Here is a 17,638-nt window from a genome sequence, read left to right on the forward strand (position 1 = left end):
GAAAGGAAACGCTGTGTCGCGAGTGCTCTTCGGCGCCGCCTACTATCCCGAGTACCATCCCAGCGAGCTGCTGAAGACCGACCTGGACCTGATGGCCGAGGCCCGCTTCTCCGTGATCAGGGTCGGCGAGTCGGTCTGGTCCACCTGGGAGCCCGAGAACGGCCGGTTCGACCTGGACTGGCTGCAGCCCGCGCTCGACGGCGCGTACGAGCGCGGCATCGGCGTCATCCTCGGCACGCCCACGTACGCGGCGCCCCCGTGGCTGACCCGCCTCTACCCGGAGATCGCCGGGGAGCGGGAGACCGGGCGGCGCATCGGCTGGGGTGCCCGCCAGGAGATGGACTTCACCCACCCGGCGTTCCTCTTCCACGCCGAGCGCGTCATCCGCAGGGTCGTCGAGCGGTACGCGGACCACCCGTCGATCATCGGCTACCAGGTGGACAACGAGCCGGGCCTGCACCTGCTGCACAACCACGGCATCTTCCAGCGTTTCGTGGACTGGCTGCGCCGGCAGTACGGCGACGTGCGGACGCTGAACGAGGAGTGGGGCCTGGTCTACTGGTCGCACCGGCTGTCCACCTGGGCCGACCTGTGGACCCCCGACGGCAACGCCCAGCCCCAGTACGAGCAGGCCTGGCGGCGTTTCCAGGCCGACCAGGTGACGGAGTTCATCGCGTGGCAGGCCGGCATCGTGCGCGAGTACGCCCGACCCGAGCAGTTCGTCACCACCTGCATCGCCTACGACCGGCCCGCCGTCGCCGACGACGAGCTGACCGCCGGCCTCGACGTGGCCGCCGGGAACCCGTACTACGCGATGCAGGACGGGCTCGCCCTGCCCGCCAGGCCGCACGCCACGCAGGACTGGCGCACCCGCGACACGTGGGCGTTCTACCGGGTGGCCGACCGGATGTACTCCTCCCGGCAGGAGCCGTTCCTCGTCACCGAGACCAACGCCCAGGCCATCGGCGCGCCGTGGGTCAACCAGCCCGCCTACGACGGGCAGTGGCGGCAGGCCGCCTGGGCGCTCGTCTCCCGCGGCGCGTCCATGATCGAGTACTGGCAGTGGCGGACGCTCGTGTTCGGGGCCGAGACGTACTGGGGCGGCGTGCTGCCGCACAGCGGCCGGCCCGGGCGCACGTACCGGGAGATCGCCCGGATCGGCGCCGAGCTGGAGCGGGCCGGCGACCTGGTCGAGGGCCTGACCCCGGACGGGGACGTCGCCCTGCTCTACTCCCACCCCAGCAAGTGGGCGCTCGCCGCGCAGCCGCCGCTCCAGGCGCCGGACGGCGGGCCCGACCGGCGCTCGTACGAGGCCGTCTTCGACGCCTTCTACCGGGGGGCGTTCGACGCCGGCCTGCAGGCGCGCGTGGTGCACGCCGGGCAGGCCGTCGCCGAGGAGCCCTCGGCGGTGGCGCGCCGGCACCCGGTGCTGGTGGCCGCCGGGCTGTACGTGGCCGACGACGCCACCCTCGACTGGCTCCAGGCGTACGCGGCCGCGGGCGGTCACCTCGTGCTCGGGCCGCGCACCGCGTACGCCGACCACGAGGCACGCGCCCGGCGCGACGTCCAGCCGGCGCGGCTCGCTGAGGCGGCGGGGGCGTGGTACGACGAGTTCAGCAACCTCGACGGGGACCTGCCCGTGCGGGCGGCGGAGGGCTCGCCGCTCACGCCGCCGGAGAGCGCCGGTGCGGGGGCCGGACATGTGGCCGGCGGCTGGGCCGGTACCCGGTGGGTCGACGGGCTGCAGGCCGAGGGGGCCGACGTGCTGGCCACCTACCAGCATCCGCACTTCGGCCGGTTCGCCGCCGTCACCACCCGCGCGCACGGGGCCGGCCGCGTCACCTGCGTCGGCACCCTCCCGAACCCCGCGTTCGGCGAGGCCCTGTTCCGGTGGCTGACACCCGGCCCCGGCCCGTGGCACCCCGCCCCGGCCGGCGTCACCTCCACCGGCGCGACCGCGCGGGACGGGCGGCGGGTGCGCTTCCTGCACAACTGGAGCTGGGAGGAGACGGCCGTGCCCGTCCCGGTCGCCGTCCGGGACGTCCTCGACGGCAGCGAGCACGCCGCCGGGACGGAGCTGCGGCTCGGCCCGTGGGACGTGCGCGTGCTGGCCGAGGCGTAGGCGCGCCACCATCACCAGGCCCGGCGCAAGCGCCGGCGCACCACCCGCCAGCCTGCGCGCCTGCGGCGGTTGCGTGCGCCCGCGCTTGCGCCGGGTCGTGCCCGCTCGCGCCGGCGACTCGATCTACCCGCTGGGACTGCTCGCGCTCCTGACCGTCCCCCCCCGCACCTGACGACCGCGTGGCTCGTCTTCTCCGTCCGGGGCCCGCGCTCGGAGACCAGCGTTACCCGGTCAGGCACTCCCTGCCCTCGTCCCACCTCCACCGCACGTCCCGGCCGGTCAGGTGCACGCCGCCGATCCACCGGTCGATGCCGTTGAGCGTCACGTGGTCGGCCTCGCCCGCCAGCACGCGGGCGCCGTCGCCGGTCAGGACGACCTCGGTGGCGGGTCCGGCCGGGGTACCGGAGGGACGGGTGCGCAGCAGCGGGTGCGGGGCGGCGGCGAGTCGGTCCATCGTCGCGAAGTACCAGGTGTCCCCGAGGTAGGGGCGGGCCTCGCGGGCGGAGGCGCGGACGAAGACGTCCCCGGCCGTGGAGTCCTGCGCGGCGGCGGCGAGGACGCGGCGTTCGGTGAGGGAGAGGCCGTCGCGGGTGGAGGGGTACTCGCGGCTGAGCCGTTCGAAGGCCTCGCCGAGGAAGCGCAGCTCGGCGGAGCGGGCGGCGGCGATGGCGGGCAGGCCGTCCGGCGCGGGGGCGCGGAAGGCGGCCCACGCGCGGGTGGCCAGGTCGAGGGCGGCGGGGGTGAGGGTGGCGCAGGCCCGGGTCGCGGGCAGTTCGGCGAGCTGGTCGGGGCGTAGCTCGCCGAGGCCGCCGAAGCGGGCGATGCCGGGATGTTCGCCGATGCAGATCAGCGTGATGCGCCCGGCCGGCACCTCCAGCTCGGCCAGGCGGGACAGGATCTGCACGATCTGGAGCTGGTCGTACAGGTCCGCCTCGAACCACAGCACGTACTCGCCGTCGCGGTGCGCCTCCAGCGCGGCGTCCCGGCGCTCGAACATGCGCAGGCCCTCGGCGTGGTCGTCGGCGCCCGCCCCCATGAGGAACGCGGTCCTGACCCGCCGCAGCTCCTCGTGCCCCAGCGCGGGGACCGGCCCCTCGTGCAGCGAGTCGCGCCAGTACACGATGTGCCGGGCCAGCCCCGTCCCGGCCAGGTCGGTGCAGTCGCCGTTGCTGACGTGCAGCGCCTCCGCCATCCGCACGGCGGCGGGGTCGCCGAGCAGCTGCCGGCGCGCGATCGTGTACGACTCGCCGGTCCTGGCCATGCGGGCGCGTACCAGCCGCTTGAAGTCCGCTTGCTTGGTCATGAACGTCTCCCGCGCGCCCTCCGCGAGCCCCCCGGCGACAGGTGCGGCCGGGCGCACGATCGGCGAACGGCTTCCCCGCCCGAGAGGTGAGCCTCCCTTTGCCTCCTGGAGGTGACCCGGCCGGGGCGGATCGCCGGAGGTTGGGCGGGGGACGGCCGCCACCGCCCATGCTAGCCGGACCCTCCTCGATCACCATGGACAACGCTGGTCAACGTGCCGTCCTGGCTGGTCAACGCGAGGAGCCGTACAAAAGACGGCAGACACCCCGTTGAGGAGGCAATCATGACCAGCTTGACCGGCCCCGCCGAGCGGAGCGCGCCATGAGCCGGCGCTTAGGCCCCCGCCGGTTCCTGACCGCCACAGCGACCGCCACTGTGACCGCCGTCGCGGTGATCGCCGCGGGAACGCTCCAGCCCGGTGGAACGGCCGCCTGGGCCGCCACGCCGGCGAGCCCCGACGAGCTCCTCGTTCCGCAGGTGGAGGAGGGCTCCGAGGAGGTCCGGGACCCCGATGCGGGCGAGGAGACCGACGCCGGCGAGGATTGCGACGCCTCGGACGCCGCCTCCGACCAGCCCGCCTTCCAGGTCACCGCGATCAACCGGGACCGGGTGCCCCGCCATCCCGATCCCGAGCCGGCGAAGTCCGCCAGGGACGACAGGGTCGGCATCCCCCGGCCGGACGAGGCCAACGCCCAGCAGCGGTACTTCGGCGTCGACTACACGCTGCCGGCCGGCATCGAGCTCACCTGCGTACGGGTGGACCTGCTCAACACCAGCCAGAAGACCCGCGGCACGGTGCTGCAGACGGTCACCAAGGCGGCGCCGACCTCCGGCGGCGGCGAAGGGGTTAGGAGCGTCGGCCGCGGCAGGCTCAAGGTGCGGGTGACCTTCGACGAGCAGCACCCCTCCAAGGTGAACGGCAAGCCGTCGCAGGTGACCCGGATCGCCTACCGGGTGAGCCTGTACGGCAGGGGCCAGGACGGCGGCGTGGTGACCACGAGCATGGACTCCGCGAACCTGTTCCCGCTGTGGCGGCTGCCCGCCGGGTTCGCCAGGTTCGGGTCGCGTCCCGGGGACGGCGGCGGGGACGACTGGTGCTCGTCGTTCACCCACGGCTGGCTGTCGGCCGCGGCGAACAAGGCGCTGCTGCCGGAGATCAACGACGTCTCCGGCGAGCACGCGCGCAACCTCGGTCACCAGACCCACCTGACCGGCAACGACCTCGACATCTTCCACCTCTACCAGTTCGACGGCGTGCGGGCCGGCGTGGCCGGCTCCGGCGGCCTGAACTACGGCAAGCTGGTGACCGCGACGAAATCCGCGATGAACGGCGGCGCGGAAGGGCTCCGCCAGGTCAAGGAGTGGGCGGAGACGACCAGGACGCGGCTGGGCAGGCTGATCGACAACAAGAACGTCGTGCGCATCTACTACGCCGCCGGCAGCAAGGTCAAGGGAGACGCCCGGTTCGCGAAGGGGTGGGCGGCCGCCCTGCTCAGGGAGGGCGTGTACACGTTCACGAACGCCAAGAAGGAGCAGGTGGAGCTCGATCTCGGCATCGGCACCTGGGACAGGATCGACAACACGGTCATCCGGGAGAAGGACTTCCGTACCGACCACAACGACCACCTCCACGTGAGCCTGAGCGAGACGAAGAGGAAGTGACCGGCGGGCCTGCGCGTGATCGCCCGGGGGCGGGCACGCGCCACCGGGCGGCCCAGCCGTAGCGCTCGGCCGGCAGGCGGAACGCCTCCTTCGGCTCCCATCAGCCGTAGCGCTCGGCCAGCAGGTGGAAGGCCTCCTTCGGCTCCCACGTCGTCCCGCCGGTCACCCGGACGACGCCGTAGCTGGCCGCGTCGAGATCCCCGGGCAGGTCGAACTGCGCGAACGTGTTGACGAACACGCTGTCCACCCCCTCCTGCTCGCACACGTCCAGCACCTCCCGCAGGTAGGCGGCCTGCTCGCCCTCGTCGCGGGCCAGCGGCCTGCTCAGCCCCACCGGCCGGTGCCCGTCGTACTCGACCACCTCCGTGCCCCGCGCCCCCAGGTCGCCGGCGCCACGGAACGTCATGCATCCCACCTCGGTGATCGCCACCGGCTTGCCGCTCCGCGCGACCAGCGCGCGCACCCCGTCGCGGTACCGGCCGGCGATCTCCGCCGACCGGTACAGGTCCACCCCGACGAGGTCGAACGGTGACCAGTCCACGGACTCGAAGGGGATGGCCGCGTACGTGATCCTCCCGGAGAACCGCTCCCTGACCACCGTCACGGCGTCCTCCAGGAACGCGTTGACCAGCGCGGGCACCCGTCCGAGGTGCTCGCGCAGCCTCTCCGGCTCCGACAGCAGCCCGATCCGGTCCCCGATCGTGTCCCCGGGCAGGAAACCCCGGTTGAGCAGGCTGTGCTCCGCCCCCGCCACGAACACCGCGGCGGGGCCCTCGACCCGTCCGGCGCAGTCGGCGAACAGGTCGATCAGCTCCGCCGGCGTCAGGTCGGCGGTGAACGGGGAGAACCACACCTCCAGCCCGGCGGCGACCGCCTCGCGGGCGGCCGCCTCCAGCCTGGCGGGGTCCGAGCCGATGATCCTCACGGCCGTGCAGCGCAGGTCACGCCTGATCGCCTGGAGGTCGTGCCGGACGGCGCCGAGGTCGAACGCCGGCCGGGTGTCGTGGCCGCCGATCACGATGCCGGTGTCATAGACGATGCCCTTGCCACGCATGATCTCATCCCTTCCAAAAGGTACGGTACGTACCGTACCCTGATGGGCGTGAGGCGTCGCGGTCAAGAGCTGGAGCAGGCCATCCTCAAGGCGGCCCAGGACGAGCTACTCGAGTCCGGCTATGCCGGACTGACCATGGAACGGGTGGCCCGGCGGGCGGGCACCAACAAGAACGCCCTCTACCGCCGCTGGCCCAACCGCGCCGCGCTCGGCGTCGCCGCCTACGCCGGGCTGGCCGCCGACCGGACGGTGATCCCCGACACCGGCAGCCTGCGCGGCGACGTCCTGGCCCTGCTGCGCGCCGCCAACAGCCACTGGTCGTCGCCGCTCGGCGAGATCCTGCGCGGCCTGCTGGCCGGCGCGGGCGACGACCCGGAGCTGCTGGCCGCCCTGCACACGCGCGCCACGGACAGCGCAACGGACAGCGCAACGGACAGCGCCACTGGCAGCGCAACGGGCAGCGCTACGGACGGCGGCGCGGACGGCGGGGCGGGCATGTGGCAGGTCGTGCTGAGGCGGGCGGGCATCCAGGTCACGGCCAGGGTCGCGACGGTGGCGATGGGGCTGCTGCGCAACGAGTTCGTCACCAGGGGCGAGCCCAACGTCCCCGACGAGGTGCTCGTCGAGATCGTCGACGAGGTCTACCTGCCGCTGGTCACGGGCCTGTCCCGCGGCGTGCGGCACCCCACGCCGGCTCAGAGCCCGTGAATCCGGCGGCCGGTCATCTGCTGCGGGACGATGCGGATGTACAGGTGGCGCTCGCAGCCCGCCCACGGCGTGACACCCGCCTCGGACACCTTGGCCACCTCGTCCTCGGGCACATGGTGGGCGGCTCCCTGAACGAGCACGCTCCAGCCCGCCCGCTGGACCTCGTCGATCCGGTCCACCTGGAAAGCGATCTTGATGTCCACCCCCTCGAGGCCGGTACGCAGGTCGGCGTCCATGGGTCCGCCGCGGGCGGTCCGGAAGACGATCGCGCCGTCGTGGAGCCGGTAGTTGACGGGCAGCACCGTGGGCCCGTGCGAGCCGTTGAACGCCACCCGGCCGATCCCGCCGGGTGAGACCAGCCGCAGGCACTCCTCGGGCTCCAGCACCTCAAGGACCGGCTCGTCCATCGCCGCACCCTGCCCAGGGGGACGATCGCGGCCACCCCCGAGCAGGTCCTGCGCCGTGGTTTCGAGAGCCCTGGCCAGCCGGGTCACCGTGCCCCTGTCAGGAGTGCCCAGATGAGTCTCCAGGTACTGGATGTAACCGGCCGACATGTCGGCGCGATCGGCGACCTGCTCCAGCGTGAGACCGAGCCGGTCGCGGTGGTGATGGATGCGACGTCCGAAATCGCCGTTGCCGGTCATGAGCGTGTCCTCCCGTACGAGATGGTGCCCGCCACTTCGCCGGATCGAGAGCGGCCACAGCCGTGACGCTACCCAGCCACCACCTGCCACGGTCAGGGCCGTTCGTCCCTTACGCCGGAGACCTCCGGCCCTGCTGCCCATGCGCTACGTGGTGGACGACTCGCTCCCGGACCGGTGCCCGTCCTCGGTCATGCGCCGCCCCACATGGGCAGGTCGGCGATGTCGTCGTGCTTCCAGGCGAGCTCGTCGCGCACGGCCACGACGCCGTCGATGTTCTCGGCCAGGCGGACGGCGGTGACGGCGTGGCTGCGCTCGGCGTAGGTGCCGGTGAGCGTGACGACGGCGTCGGTCACGGTCACGTCGGCTCTGCCGTGCAGCGCCTCGCGTACCTCCTGCTCGATGTCCTGGTCGCGGCGGAGGAAGACCTTGATGAGGTCGCGGCGGCTGACGATGCCGGCCAGGCGGCCGTCGGGGTCCACGACCGGCAGGCGCTTGACGCCGTGGCGGTCCATCAGCCGGGCGGCCGTCACGATGGCGGCGTCGGGGGTGGTGACGTGGGCGGGGCTGGTCATGAGCGCGCCGGCGGTCTCGCCGAGGGACTTGCGGTAGCCGCTGCCCTCGCTGCCGGCGGTGTGCCGGATGCGGGCGCGCAGCGGCGGCCGGTAGCCGTCGCCGTAGTAGCGCTCCTTGAACTCCTCCTTGGCCAGCAGGTCGGCCTCGGACACGACGCCCAGCACGCGGTTGTCGTCGTCCAGCACGGGCACCCCGCTGACGCCGCGGCTGATGAGCAGCTCGGCGACGGTGTGGAAGGACGCGTTCTGGTTGACGGCGGCGACGTCGGTGGTCATGACGTTCTCGACGGTGCTTCTCATGGTGATCTCCTGAGGTGCTTGACCAGGCCCCTACCCGGACGCCGTCGGTGTTGACCCACCGGCTCCGGTCGCGGACCTCGGCGGCGGTGCCGCCGCGAGGTGACGGAAGGCCGGCGTGTACGGACCTTCGGCACTGATCACCACGCCGCCCCTGGCAGGAGGGTGGTCTCCGAGCCGTGACCACCTCTGAAAGGACCACCTGTGTGCAACTACCGTGGCTGCCGGGAGTTCCCGCTGATCGGCCGCCTGTCCCAGGAGCACTGGGACATCGCCGAGTGCGCGGGAGCGCGAGCGGCTGTGCGCCGAGCACGCCGGGATCCACGGCGTGCTCGGCGCGATCGACCGGGCCGCGCCCCACCGGCCCGCCGTGCTGGGCGCGTTGGACCTGCTGCACCGGCACATCGATCACGAGGAGCACGGCCTGTTCCCCGCGGCCGTCATCATGCTGCCCCTCGCCGCCTGGGACCGCGTCACGCCCGGCCGACCCGGATAGCGGGCGGAACGACCCCGAAGCCCGGCTCTCATCGCCCGGTCACCTTGAACAGGCCGTGCGCGCCGGCTTCGGCCTGGCGCATGGTGTGGTCCACCAGCGGGTACGTGCCCGCCTCCGGGAAGACCAGCTCGGCGAAGCCGCCCTGCGCGGGGGCGAGGTCGAGTACCTGGGCGCCGCCCGGGTCGCCGGTTCGGAGCAGGTATGCGCCTTCCTTGTAGACGGTGTCGAACGGTGCCCCGACCACGTGCAGGGCCGTGCCCGAGCTGGGTCCGGCGGCCACGGCCCAGATCCGGACCCGTTCTCCGGCCCTTGCCTGCAGCGGGGCGTGGTCGTAGCCGGCGGCGGTGCCGTTGAACATCCAGCCGTCGGGGTCGGCCTGCCGGATCTTGGCGACCTGGGTGTCGGCGCCGGGTTCGCCGAGGTAGAGCTCGCCCTGGACCAGGAGGTATTCGCGGTCCACCTTCGGCAGATCGGGCGGGTCGATGATGACGGCGCCGTACATGCCGTTGGCGAGGTGCTGGCTCATCGGCATGGTCGAGCAGTGATACAGCCACGCCCCGGCGAAGTCGGCGCGGAAGCGGTACGTCAGCCGTTCCCCGGGCTGGATGGTGCGCATCGGGCCGTCGGGGGCGGTGGCTCCGGCGTGGAAGTCGATGCCGTGCCCCATGCTGCCGGCGTTGACGAACGTCACGACGAACACGTCGCCGACCTTGCCGCGCAGCACCGGCCCCGGCATGGTCCCGTTGAACGTCCACACGCGTTGCCGCACCCCGGGCGCGACCTCCTGCACGATGGTGTCGTCGGCGCGGATCTCGACGTGGTGCTCCGTGCCGCCGGGCGCGGGCTGGAGCGTCGCGTCGTAGGGTTTCCAGCCTGCTGACATGGGGGCGGCCAGGTCCAGGCGGGCGGGTTCGCCTGCCTGCGGGGCGGCGTTCGCGCCGTGACCGGCGTGACCAGTGTGGCCAGCGTCCGGCGGCTGCTGGGACGCCGCGGTGCCTCGCGGCTGCTGGGCCGCCGCCGCGGTGCCGGCCGGGACGATGCGCATGGTCATGCCGGCCGCGCGGTGCCCGGCCACGGTGCACCAGCCGTCCACCGCCTCGCCCAGCGGCTGCAGCGTCAGCGTGGCGCTCTGGCCCGAGGCCAGCAGCGGGGTGCGTTCGCCGGTCGCCAGGCGCAGGTCGTGCCGCTGGGCGTCGGCGTTGGTGACGCGCAACGTCAGCACCGTGCCCGCGGGCGCCTGGATCACGGCGGGACGGATGCTCATCCCGGACAGCGTCACCTCCACCGTGCGGGCACCGGTCGCGGCCACGGTGGTCGCGGACCCTGATCCGCCGGTCGTGGCGACGACGACCGCGGCGGCCGTCAGCAGGCAACCGGCGACCACCCCGGCGACGGCGGGCCCCGCCTGCCGCCCGCGGTCCTTCACCACGCCGCCGGCCTGCGGAGCGCCGGCCCGGCGCGCCCGGAGCAGGGCGGTCACGGCCAGGGCGACGAACGCCAGGGCCGCGCCCAGCACCAGCGCCCAGCCCAGCAACGCCACCGGCTGCGGCACGGGCAGCGCCAGCAGCGGCACCCCCAGGTTGAGCGCCACCAGCCGGTACACCCAGCCGCGCTCCAGCAACGCCGCGTTCTGCTTGAACCGGGCAGGACCGCCGCCCAGCACCGCGGGCAGCAGGTGCAGCAGCGACCCCAGCAGCACCTGGCCGACGAACCCGGCCAGCACCAGCGGTAGCAGCGGATCCAGCGCTGCGGCGACCTCGTGCGCCGGACGCGTGGCCACGATGACCAGATCGGCGGCCAGCGCCACCTCGAACCAGCCGATCGCCGCCGCCAGCATCCACGCCGCCCCGGTGTGCGGCCGTCTGCGCCGCAGCGCGCCGGCCGGCGGCACGAGCGCCGCCAGCCCCCCGGCCGCGTACGTGACCAGCCCTGCCAGCGCCACCCACCGCCAGCCCGCCAGCAACCCGGCGACGGCCACCGCCAGACCCGGCGCGGCCAGCCGCAAGCCCACCCGGGAGGCCCGCCGAGTCCCGTCCGGCATGCGGGTCCGCAGGACCGTCGGCCACAGCGTGAACAACGTGCCGAGCACGGTCAGGCCGACCCAGCCCAGCAGGTTCACCTCGGCGTGCGCGGCGTGCAGCCGCTCGTGCACCACCCCATGCCCGGCCTGGGCGGCCAGCAGCCCGCCCAGGACCCCGCCAGCGGCGAGCGCTGCGGCCGCGGACACGTACCAGCCGATCACGTGCCCGAACCGGCCGGGCAGCGCCTGCCGCACCAGCCGGACGAGCACGGCCGCGTGCCACAGCACCACCCCCACCATCAGCGCCGCCCCGGCGGCGGCCACCTGCCACGGCCCGCGCGCGACCCCGGCCAGCACCGCCACGGTCGCCACGTTGAGCACAGCGAGCCTCAACAGGCTGCCGCGCCCCGATGGGGTGCGCACGCGCAGCAGCGCCACGGTGAAATGCTCGCTCCAGATGAGGATGGCGGTGCTGACCGCGCCCAGCAGGAACACGTGGATCAGCAGCCAGCGCGGCGCCGGCAGCAGCTCGCCCGCCAGCGCGACCGCCACGGTCAGGCCCAGCCAGGCGACCACGATCGCGTTCGCCCGCAGGTGCCACGACGCGCGTGGACGCCGCGGCGGTGCGCCGAGCGGCTGTGTCGCCACGGTTTGGACCAGCTTGGCGCCCTCCGCGGCGCCATCGGGTGGCACGGCCGGGAGATCGGGGCGGTCGCTGGGCACAGGGTTCACACCGGACATGGATTCAAGATCCCGCACGTCGTCGCCTGCCCGGCAGGGACCAAAGTCCCTGCGGCCACGTCCGATCGGCCGTCCTTTGCCCGCCTCACAGCGGGTCCCGGCGCTGGACGACCGAGCAGTTCCTCTCGCAGCGAGGCAGGCGTAGGCGCGCGATCGGGAGCCGCCGCAGATCGTCCGGAACTCGCACGCGCCGCAACGCCCGCCGAGCCGGTCGGGTGGACGGTCCCGATGTGGGAGACGAAGACGAAGCCGCGCCCGGCGTTGACGTCGATGGGCGGGCGACGGGTCCGCTGTTGCTCGATCAGCCCCCTTCCACCGGGCTCGGAACACCGGCGAACGCCCTCACCCCGAGGGACCGATGGCACTGGCCGCCGGCCTCGACGCGGGACGGCGCCCGCCATACTGGGGCGATGTTGATCGCCGAAGTGTCCCCGGCCGACGATCCGCTCGGCTCGCAGCTGCTCGCCCTGCAGCAGGCCTCCTACGCCATCGAGGCCGAACTCATCAAGGACGACCGCATCCCGCCCTTGCACGAGAGCCTGGACGAGCTGCGCGCCCAGCCCCTCCTGTGGCTGGCCGCGATGGCCGGGGGCGACCGGCTGGCGGGGGCGGTGGCGTGGCAGGAGACGCCCGCCGAGGTGGACATCAACCGCCTGATCGTCCACCCTGAGCTGCTGCGACAAGGGATCGGCCGGACCCTGGTCAAGGAGGTCATGGCCAGAGCGGGGGAGCGCCGGATCGTGGTGTCCACCGGGAGGGACAACGCACCGGCTCGTGCGCTGTACGAACGGCTCGGGTTCGGCCTGCGCGGCGAGCTCGAGGTGATCCCCGGGCTGTGGATCGCGCAGTACGGCCATCCGTCGGCCTGAGCCGGGGGCCTCTGCTCTTGCGGGCCGATCCGATAACTGACCAGATCGTGTGAGATTCAGCCGCTTGGCCTACCGCGCGGCGATCTGGCGCTTGTACGTTCTGCGTCATGAGCGAGCACGAGACGACCGGCGTCGTCAGGCGGCTGATCACCTACCCCGTCAAGGGCTGCGCCGGCGTCGAGCTGACGCGCGCGAAGCTGGTGGCGGCCGGCCTCGAACACGATCGTGCCTTCATGGTGATCGACGACGACGGCGGCTTCCGCAGCCAGCGACGCGACCCGCTGCTGGCGACCATCCGCCCGTCCGTCGACGGTTCGCGGCTCACGCTGCGGGCTCCGGGCATCGCCGAGCTGCGGATCGAGGTCGATCTGACGTCCCGCCGGCGGCCGGTGCGGCTGTTCGGGCGGCCTTACCACGGCATCGACCAGGGCGAGGAGGTCGCGGGGTGGCTGTCGGCGGTGCTGGGCGGCCCGTGCCGGCTGGTCCGGGTGCCGCCGGAACATGATCGGCTGACGGGCGGCCTGACGCCGGGTACCTCCGCGTACGCCGACAGCAGCGCGATCCTCGCCGTCTCCCAGGCCTCCCTCGACGAGCTGAACCGGCGCATGGACGTGCCGTTGCCCGTGGAGCGCTTCCGCCCGAACATCGTGATCGACGGCTGGGACGAGCCCCACCTGGAGGACCGCGCCGGGCGCCTCGCCATCGGCACCGGCGAGCTCGGCTACGCCAAGCGGGCGATCCGATGCGCCGTCACGACGGTCGATCAGGTCACCGGCGGCGAGACCGGGCCCGAGCCGCTGCGGACGCTCGCCACGTACCGGCGTGTGGCCGACGGTGGGGTCGCGTTCGGGGCCAAGTTCGCCGTCGTACGGCCGGGTGAGCTCGCGGTCGGCGACCGGTTGAGCGTCACCTCCTGGGTCACGCCGGAGCCGCTGCGGGAAACCTCCGGTGCGGTATCCGCGTGAAAGATTTCCGTGTCCGGCGCCCGCGGTGTGTCCGGAAACGGGGTACCCGTTCGTCACCAGGGTGACTCATCACCATGGCGGCAAGCCGTCCGTTCGAAGGAGCCCAGGTGAAGTACCTGATGTTCGTCTGCACCGATGCCCAGCCCGACACCGACAAGGAGAACGAGCCGGACATCCACGCGTGGGTGGCGGAGAACGACGCCCGCGGCCGGCGCCTCCAGGGCTCGGAGCTGGCGCCGGCGGCCGCGGCGACCACCGTGCGGGTGCGCGACGGTGAGTTGCTGCTGTGCGACGGTCCCTTCGCCGAGACCCAGGAGGTGATCGTGGGCTTCGACCTGCTGGAGTGCGCGGACCTGGACGAGGCGATCGAGATCGCCCGCGCCCATCCCATGGCCCGGGCCGGGCGGCTGGAGCTGCGCCCGTTCGCGGAGCCGCAACGGTGACGCCGGCGCCAGGCCGCCGGCCCGCCGGAGCGGGTGCGGCGGCCTCGGCTGGCGTGACGGTCTCGGCCAGTACGGCGGCCTCGGCCGGCGTGACGGTCTCGGCTGGTGCGGCGGCCTCGGCGGTCGAGGCCGCCGCCGCGGACGCCTACGTCCGCATCGTCGCCGCGCTGATCCGCGTCACCGGTGACTGGGCGCTGGCCGAGGACTGCGCGCAGGAGGCGTTGACGCTGGCCCTGCAGCGGTGGCCGGCCGACGGCGTACCGGCCAACCCTGGAGGCTGGCTCATGACGGTCGCGCGCAACCGGGCGATCGACACGCTCCGGCGTGCCTCAGTGGAACGCCGCAAGCTGGACGAGCTGGCGGTGCTCACCCGCACCGCCACGCATCCCGCCGGCCACGTGGACGCGGTGGGCGAGATGGCGGACGGGATGGTGGGCGAGGTCGTGGACGATCGTCTGCGGTTGATCTTCACGTGTTGCCATCCCGCGCTGGCGATGGAGGCGCGGGTGGCGCTCACGCTGCGGACGATCTGCGCGGTGCCGACGGCGGACATCGCCCGCGCCTTCCTGGTCAGCGAGTCCACCATGACCCGCCGGCTGACCCGGGCCAAGACGCGGATCGCCGACGCCGGCATCCCGTACCGCGTGCCCAGCGGCAGAGCCCTGACCGAGCGGTTGCCCGGCGTCCTGGCGGTGCTCTACCTGCTGTTCACCCGCGGCTACACGGCCGGCGGCGAGCCGGCGTTCGCCGCGGAGGCGATCCGCCTGGCCCGGCTGCTCGGGCAGCTCATGCCGGACCGGCAGGAGGTGTCCGCGCTGCTCGCCCTCTTCCTGCTGCAGCACTCGCGCCACGACGCCCGCCGCGACGCCGACGGCGACCTGCTCCCGCTCGACCAGCAGGACCGGTCCCGCTGGGACCACGCCGCCATCACCGAAGCCCTCGGCATTCTGGCCACGATCAGGCAGGACGGCCCGTACGCTCTGCAGGCGCGCATCGCCGCCTGCCATGCCACGGCGCCGTCGGCGGCGGCCACGGACTGGCAGGCGATCGCGTCCTGCTACGACGAGCTCGCGCGGATTCAGCCGACCCCCGTGGTGGAGCTGAACCGCGCGGTGGCCCACGGCTACGCCCACGGCCCGGCGGCGGGGCTCGCGCTGCTGGCCCGGACACGTACGGGCGGCAGGCTGGACGGCTATCCTCTCGCCGTCGCCGCCGAGGCGGACCTGACGGCCCGCCAGGGCGACCATGATCGCGCCGCCGCTCTGTTCCGTCAGGCCGCAGCGCTCGCCCGCAGCGAGCCGGAGCGCCGAGCCCTGCTCCACCGCGCCGACGACCTCTCCCACCAGGGATGACCGTTTCCTCGGCCACCGACCGGGGGAGGCCGGGACCCTCGCTTGACCCGCGGTTTCGGATGAGCAGGTCCGCAAGGCCGTGGACAGAGGAACTGCCGCGAGGACCAAGGTCCTCCGGCCTCGGGCCGTACGGCACTGAGCGCCGGCCGCCGCAACCGGTGTGATGGAGGTGCGGCAAGGACACACGACAGAACAGGAAAGGCAGGCCCGCCATGGCCACCACCATCCACCAGCCTGTGACGCACACCAGCGTGGCCAGGGCGGAGCACAAGACCCCGGCCGACTACGTCTGGGCCATCGCCCGGATCTCGATCGGCTGGGTCTTCCTCTGGGCCTTCCTGGACAAGACCTTCGGCTTCGGCTTCGCCACCCCGGCGGCCAAGGCCTGGATCAACGGCGGCAGCCCCACGACCGGCTTCCTCAAGGGCACCGGCGAGCACGCCCTCGGCGGCTTCTTCACCGGCCTGGCCGGGCAGGTCTGGGTGGACTGGCTGTTCATGGCCGGCCTGGCCGGCGTCGGCCTGGCGCTCGTCCTGGGCATCGGCACCCGCATCGCCGCCGGCGCCGGCACCGCGATGCTGCTCCTGATGTGGGCCGCCGAGCTGCCCCTGACCACCAACCCCTTCATGGACGACCACCTCATCTACGCGATCGTCCTCATCGGCCTCGCCCTCACCGGCGCCGGCACCACCCTCGGACTCGGCAACCTGCCCATCGTCCAGCGCACCGCCTGGCTGAAGTAGTGCGAACGATCCCGCGCCCACCTCCGGCACACCGGAGGTGGGCACCGGCCTGTGCGGGGCCGTCCCCGTTTCGTCCCGCGGAGGCGAGATCGCGATGTGCCCGGGCGTACCCCTCGCGGCGGCGACATGGGCACCGTCGACGGCGACGGGCTTCGTCCTCGGTGCTCGACCGACACGCGATCGCCCGCGGGCCGGGGACAGCCGTACACCCTCATCCGAGCGTGGGCGCTCGCCCTGCCGGGGCCCGGGCCGGGCGGATGTCCGCGAACGGGCTGAGCCGCCCCCATGCCGCGAGCTCCCTCACCAGCCACGGCGGCGCGATCACCGTCATGCCCCCGGCCCGCTGTGCCGCCGCCGCGGCAGGGACCCGGGATCGATCAGCCGCGACAGCATCCACAGGGCCAGGTACGGATCGAGATACTCCGGCGGAACCTCCCGCCACCGGGCGCCCCACGCCCCGAGCGCCATGCAGACCTCGATCAGCTCCATCCCGCAGTCGGTCAGGCGGTACTCCACGACCCCGGCCCTGTTGCCCGCGCGTGACCACGCCGGCGCCTTCCAGCCACCGCAGCCGCTGCACCGGCACACTCCGCGACAGCCCCGGCGCCCCCTCCAGGATCTCGCCGAACCGATGGCGGCCCACGAACAGTCCGTGGAGGCGGCCTGCCCGGCGGGCACGGTGGCGATCACCTCGGGCGGGCTCGTCGCCTCCGGCGCCGGCAGGTACGGCCGCGACCAGGTCGTGATCGACCGCCTCGACGTGCCCGAGGCCCTCGGCAGAGGCTCGGCCGGCGCGGTGGAAGGCCAGGCCGGCGCCTCGTTCGCCTGGCACGTGGTCTCGGTGCCCCAGTGCGCCGCCCTCTGAGCCGTTCCTTCACCTGAGAAGCCGCACGGCGATCAGGACGCGGCGGCGCCCCGCGTGGCGAGCAGGAACGCGTCGATCGCGTCCCGGGAGCCCTCGACCGGGCGGAGCCTGGCCTCCGCCCGGTCCAGCCGCAGCCCGCAACCCTCGATGTCGGCCGCCACGTCGTCCGCGCGGTACAGGACCGCCGGATCCTGAGGGCCGCCCGTCCCGTGCGCCAGGTTCTCGCTGTCGTGCGCGGCCACCAGGAGCAGCCCGCCGGGCGCGACCGCGGTGGCGGCGGACCGCATGACCTGCCGCCTGAGCACCGCCTCCACCTGCAGGTACACCACCATCACCAGGTCGAAGGCGGCAGGGGCGGCGGCGTAGTGGCGGACGTCCGCCTCGACCACCTGCACGCGACCGGCGTGCTCGCCGAGCCGTTGCGCGGCCAGGGATCGTGCTCGCTCCACGGCGACGGCGGAGAAGTCCACGGCGGTCACGCTCCAGCCGCGCTCGGCCAGCCACAGCGCGTTGCGCCCTTCGCCCGCCGCCAGGTCCAGCGCCCGGCCAGGCGGCAGGCCGGTGGCCACCTCCTCCACCCACCGGTTCGGCCCGGCCGACACACCAGGTCCTTGGCCGCGTACCGATGGTCCCACTGCTCACTGTCCATCTCGCCAACGTACTCGCGGTGCGGGAAGCGCCCGCCGCTCGCTGTGGGATGAGCGCCGGGAAGGCACCGCGGCATGTCCCGCAGGCCGAGCGGCTGGGCCTTTCCGACTTCTCGAAACGCCGCTGTACGTCCGC

The 17,638-nt window shown here is 73.5% G+C and carries 17 protein-coding genes and 1 pseudogene; 10 read left to right on the forward strand and 8 right to left on the reverse strand.

Translation table 11 applies throughout. The features are described from left to right. Positions 1-13 precede the first annotated feature (13 nt). The gene (locus HD593_RS24240) at positions 14-2,122 is read left to right on the forward strand and encodes a beta-galactosidase (RefSeq protein ID WP_221524926.1); all 2,109 of its coding nucleotides are present in this window, start codon (positions 14-16) and stop codon (positions 2,120-2,122) included. 223 nt (positions 2,123-2,345) lie between these two features. Here HD593_RS24240 and HD593_RS24245 read toward each other — a convergent pair whose 3' ends face one another. Further along, positions 2,346-3,425, reverse strand: coding sequence for a hypothetical protein (locus HD593_RS24245; RefSeq protein ID WP_246546700.1), 1,080 nt, complete (start codon positions 3,423-3,425; stop codon positions 2,346-2,348). Positions 3,426-3,745: 320 nt separating this feature from the next. Here HD593_RS24245 and HD593_RS24250 point away from each other — a divergent pair, with 320 nt between their 5' ends. Beyond that, the gene (locus tag HD593_RS24250; protein WP_185104406.1) at positions 3,746-5,086 is read left to right on the forward strand and encodes a hypothetical protein; all 1,341 of its coding nucleotides are present in this window, start codon (positions 3,746-3,748) and stop codon (positions 5,084-5,086) included. A 100-nt stretch (positions 5,087-5,186) separates the two neighbouring features. Here HD593_RS24250 and HD593_RS24255 read toward each other — a convergent pair whose 3' ends face one another. Next, entirely contained in the window at positions 5,187-6,140 is a 954-nt protein-coding gene (locus HD593_RS24255; RefSeq protein ID WP_185104407.1) for a hypothetical protein, read from the reverse strand. Positions 6,141-6,188: 48 nt separating this feature from the next. Between HD593_RS24255 and HD593_RS24260 the strand changes: the two genes are divergently transcribed. Continuing rightward, complete coding sequence (locus HD593_RS24260; protein WP_312903667.1) at positions 6,189-6,848, forward strand: TetR/AcrR family transcriptional regulator; 660 nt, start codon at positions 6,189-6,191, stop codon at positions 6,846-6,848. On the opposite strand, the gene HD593_RS24265 is transcribed toward HD593_RS24260, so the two are convergent. Both HD593_RS24265 and HD593_RS24270 read right to left on the reverse strand, forming a co-directional pair. Continuing rightward, positions 6,836-7,492: a helix-turn-helix domain-containing protein gene (locus tag HD593_RS24265; protein ID WP_185104409.1), complete on the reverse strand. Its 657-nt coding sequence runs from the start codon at positions 7,490-7,492 to the stop codon at positions 6,836-6,838. The genes HD593_RS24260 and HD593_RS24265 overlap by 13 nt on opposite strands. 188 nt (positions 7,493-7,680) lie before the next feature. After that, positions 7,681-8,364, reverse strand: a complete 684-nt coding sequence (locus HD593_RS24270; RefSeq protein WP_185104410.1) for a CBS domain-containing protein — start codon at positions 8,362-8,364, stop codon at positions 7,681-7,683. A 325-nt stretch (positions 8,365-8,689) separates the two neighbouring features. Here HD593_RS24270 and HD593_RS61665 point away from each other — a divergent pair, with 325 nt between their 5' ends. Then, a complete protein-coding gene (locus HD593_RS61665; RefSeq protein ID WP_246546702.1) occupies positions 8,690-8,857 on the forward strand; it encodes a hypothetical protein in 168 nt (55 codons plus the stop codon). Between the two features lie 28 nt (positions 8,858-8,885). Here the strand turns inward: HD593_RS61665 and HD593_RS24280 are convergent, their stop codons facing one another. After that, positions 8,886-11,618: a multicopper oxidase domain-containing protein gene (locus tag HD593_RS24280; RefSeq protein ID WP_185104411.1), complete on the reverse strand. Its 2,733-nt coding sequence runs from the start codon at positions 11,616-11,618 to the stop codon at positions 8,886-8,888. A 410-nt stretch (positions 11,619-12,028) separates the two neighbouring features. Between HD593_RS24280 and HD593_RS24285 the strand changes: the two genes are divergently transcribed. The 5 genes from HD593_RS24285 to HD593_RS24305 all read left to right on the forward strand — a co-directional run bounded on the left by HD593_RS24285 (position 12,029) and on the right by HD593_RS24305 (position 15,990). After that, the gene (locus HD593_RS24285; RefSeq protein ID WP_185104412.1) at positions 12,029-12,487 is read left to right on the forward strand and encodes a GNAT family N-acetyltransferase; all 459 of its coding nucleotides are present in this window, start codon (positions 12,029-12,031) and stop codon (positions 12,485-12,487) included. A gap of 107 nt (positions 12,488-12,594) precedes the next feature. Next, the gene (locus HD593_RS24290) at positions 12,595-13,452 is read left to right on the forward strand and encodes an MOSC domain-containing protein (RefSeq protein ID WP_185104413.1); all 858 of its coding nucleotides are present in this window, start codon (positions 12,595-12,597) and stop codon (positions 13,450-13,452) included. A gap of 107 nt (positions 13,453-13,559) precedes the next feature. After that, positions 13,560-13,895: a YciI family protein gene (locus tag HD593_RS24295; RefSeq protein ID WP_185104414.1), complete on the forward strand. Its 336-nt coding sequence runs from the start codon at positions 13,560-13,562 to the stop codon at positions 13,893-13,895. Beyond that, positions 13,892-15,247 carry an RNA polymerase sigma factor gene (locus HD593_RS24300; RefSeq protein ID WP_312903669.1) on the forward strand — a complete coding sequence of 452 codons (1,356 nt, stop codon included), beginning with the start codon at positions 13,892-13,894 and terminating at the stop codon, positions 15,245-15,247. Before HD593_RS24295 ends, HD593_RS24300 begins: the two co-directional genes overlap by 4 nt. Positions 15,248-15,459: 212 nt before the next feature. Continuing rightward, on the forward strand, positions 15,460-15,990 hold the full coding sequence (locus HD593_RS24305) for a DoxX family protein (RefSeq protein WP_185104415.1): 531 nt from the start codon (positions 15,460-15,462) through the stop codon (positions 15,988-15,990). Between the two features lie 327 nt (positions 15,991-16,317). On the opposite strand, the gene HD593_RS61670 is transcribed toward HD593_RS24305, so the two are convergent. After that, positions 16,318-16,506 (reverse strand): hypothetical protein, encoded by a 189-nt coding sequence (locus HD593_RS61670; protein ID WP_246546703.1) that lies wholly within the window; start codon positions 16,504-16,506, stop codon positions 16,318-16,320. Positions 16,507-16,582: 76 nt separating this feature from the next. Further along, positions 16,583-16,633 (reverse strand): annotated as a pseudogene (locus HD593_RS65155) (hypothetical protein); the annotation flags it as partial. On the opposite strand from HD593_RS65155, the gene HD593_RS24315 reads away from it, so the two are divergent. Further along, positions 16,622-16,855, forward strand: a complete 234-nt coding sequence (locus HD593_RS24315; RefSeq protein ID WP_185104417.1) for a hypothetical protein — start codon at positions 16,622-16,624, stop codon at positions 16,853-16,855. The pseudogene HD593_RS65155 and the gene HD593_RS24315 sit on opposite strands and share 12 nt — an antisense overlap. A 32-nt stretch (positions 16,856-16,887) precedes the next feature. Here HD593_RS24315 and HD593_RS24320 read toward each other — a convergent pair whose 3' ends face one another. Then, on the reverse strand, positions 16,888-17,457 hold the full coding sequence (locus HD593_RS24320; RefSeq protein ID WP_312903671.1) for a class I SAM-dependent methyltransferase: 570 nt from the start codon (positions 17,455-17,457) through the stop codon (positions 16,888-16,890). Positions 17,458-17,638 lie beyond the last annotated feature (181 nt).

The organism is Nonomuraea rubra (assembly GCF_014207985.1).
Lineage (GTDB): Bacteria > Actinomycetota > Actinomycetes > Streptosporangiales > Streptosporangiaceae > Nonomuraea > Nonomuraea rubra.

Coding starts and splice junctions, on each gene's coding strand:
- HD593_RS24315 (WP_185104417.1), top strand. CDS start 16,622: ATGGCGGCCCACGAACAGTCCGTGGAGGCGGCCTGCCCGGCGGGCACG.
- HD593_RS24270 (WP_185104410.1), bottom strand. CDS start 8,364: ATGAGAAGCACCGTCGAGAACGTCATGACCACCGACGTCGCCGCCGTC.
- HD593_RS24245 (WP_246546700.1), bottom strand. CDS start 3,425: ATGACCAAGCAAGCGGACTTCAAGCGGCTGGTACGCGCCCGCATGGCC.
- HD593_RS24305 (WP_185104415.1), top strand. CDS start 15,460: ATGGCCACCACCATCCACCAGCCTGTGACGCACACCAGCGTGGCCAGG.
- HD593_RS24255 (WP_185104407.1), bottom strand. CDS start 6,140: ATGCGTGGCAAGGGCATCGTCTATGACACCGGCATCGTGATCGGCGGC.
- HD593_RS24290 (WP_185104413.1), top strand. CDS start 12,595: ATGAGCGAGCACGAGACGACCGGCGTCGTCAGGCGGCTGATCACCTAC.
- HD593_RS24265 (WP_185104409.1), bottom strand. CDS start 7,492: ATGACCGGCAACGGCGATTTCGGACGTCGCATCCATCACCACCGCGAC.
- HD593_RS24285 (WP_185104412.1), top strand. CDS start 12,029: ATGTTGATCGCCGAAGTGTCCCCGGCCGACGATCCGCTCGGCTCGCAG.
- HD593_RS24280 (WP_185104411.1), bottom strand. CDS start 11,618: ATGTCCGGTGTGAACCCTGTGCCCAGCGACCGCCCCGATCTCCCGGCC.
- HD593_RS24250 (WP_185104406.1), top strand. CDS start 3,746: ATGAGCCGGCGCTTAGGCCCCCGCCGGTTCCTGACCGCCACAGCGACC.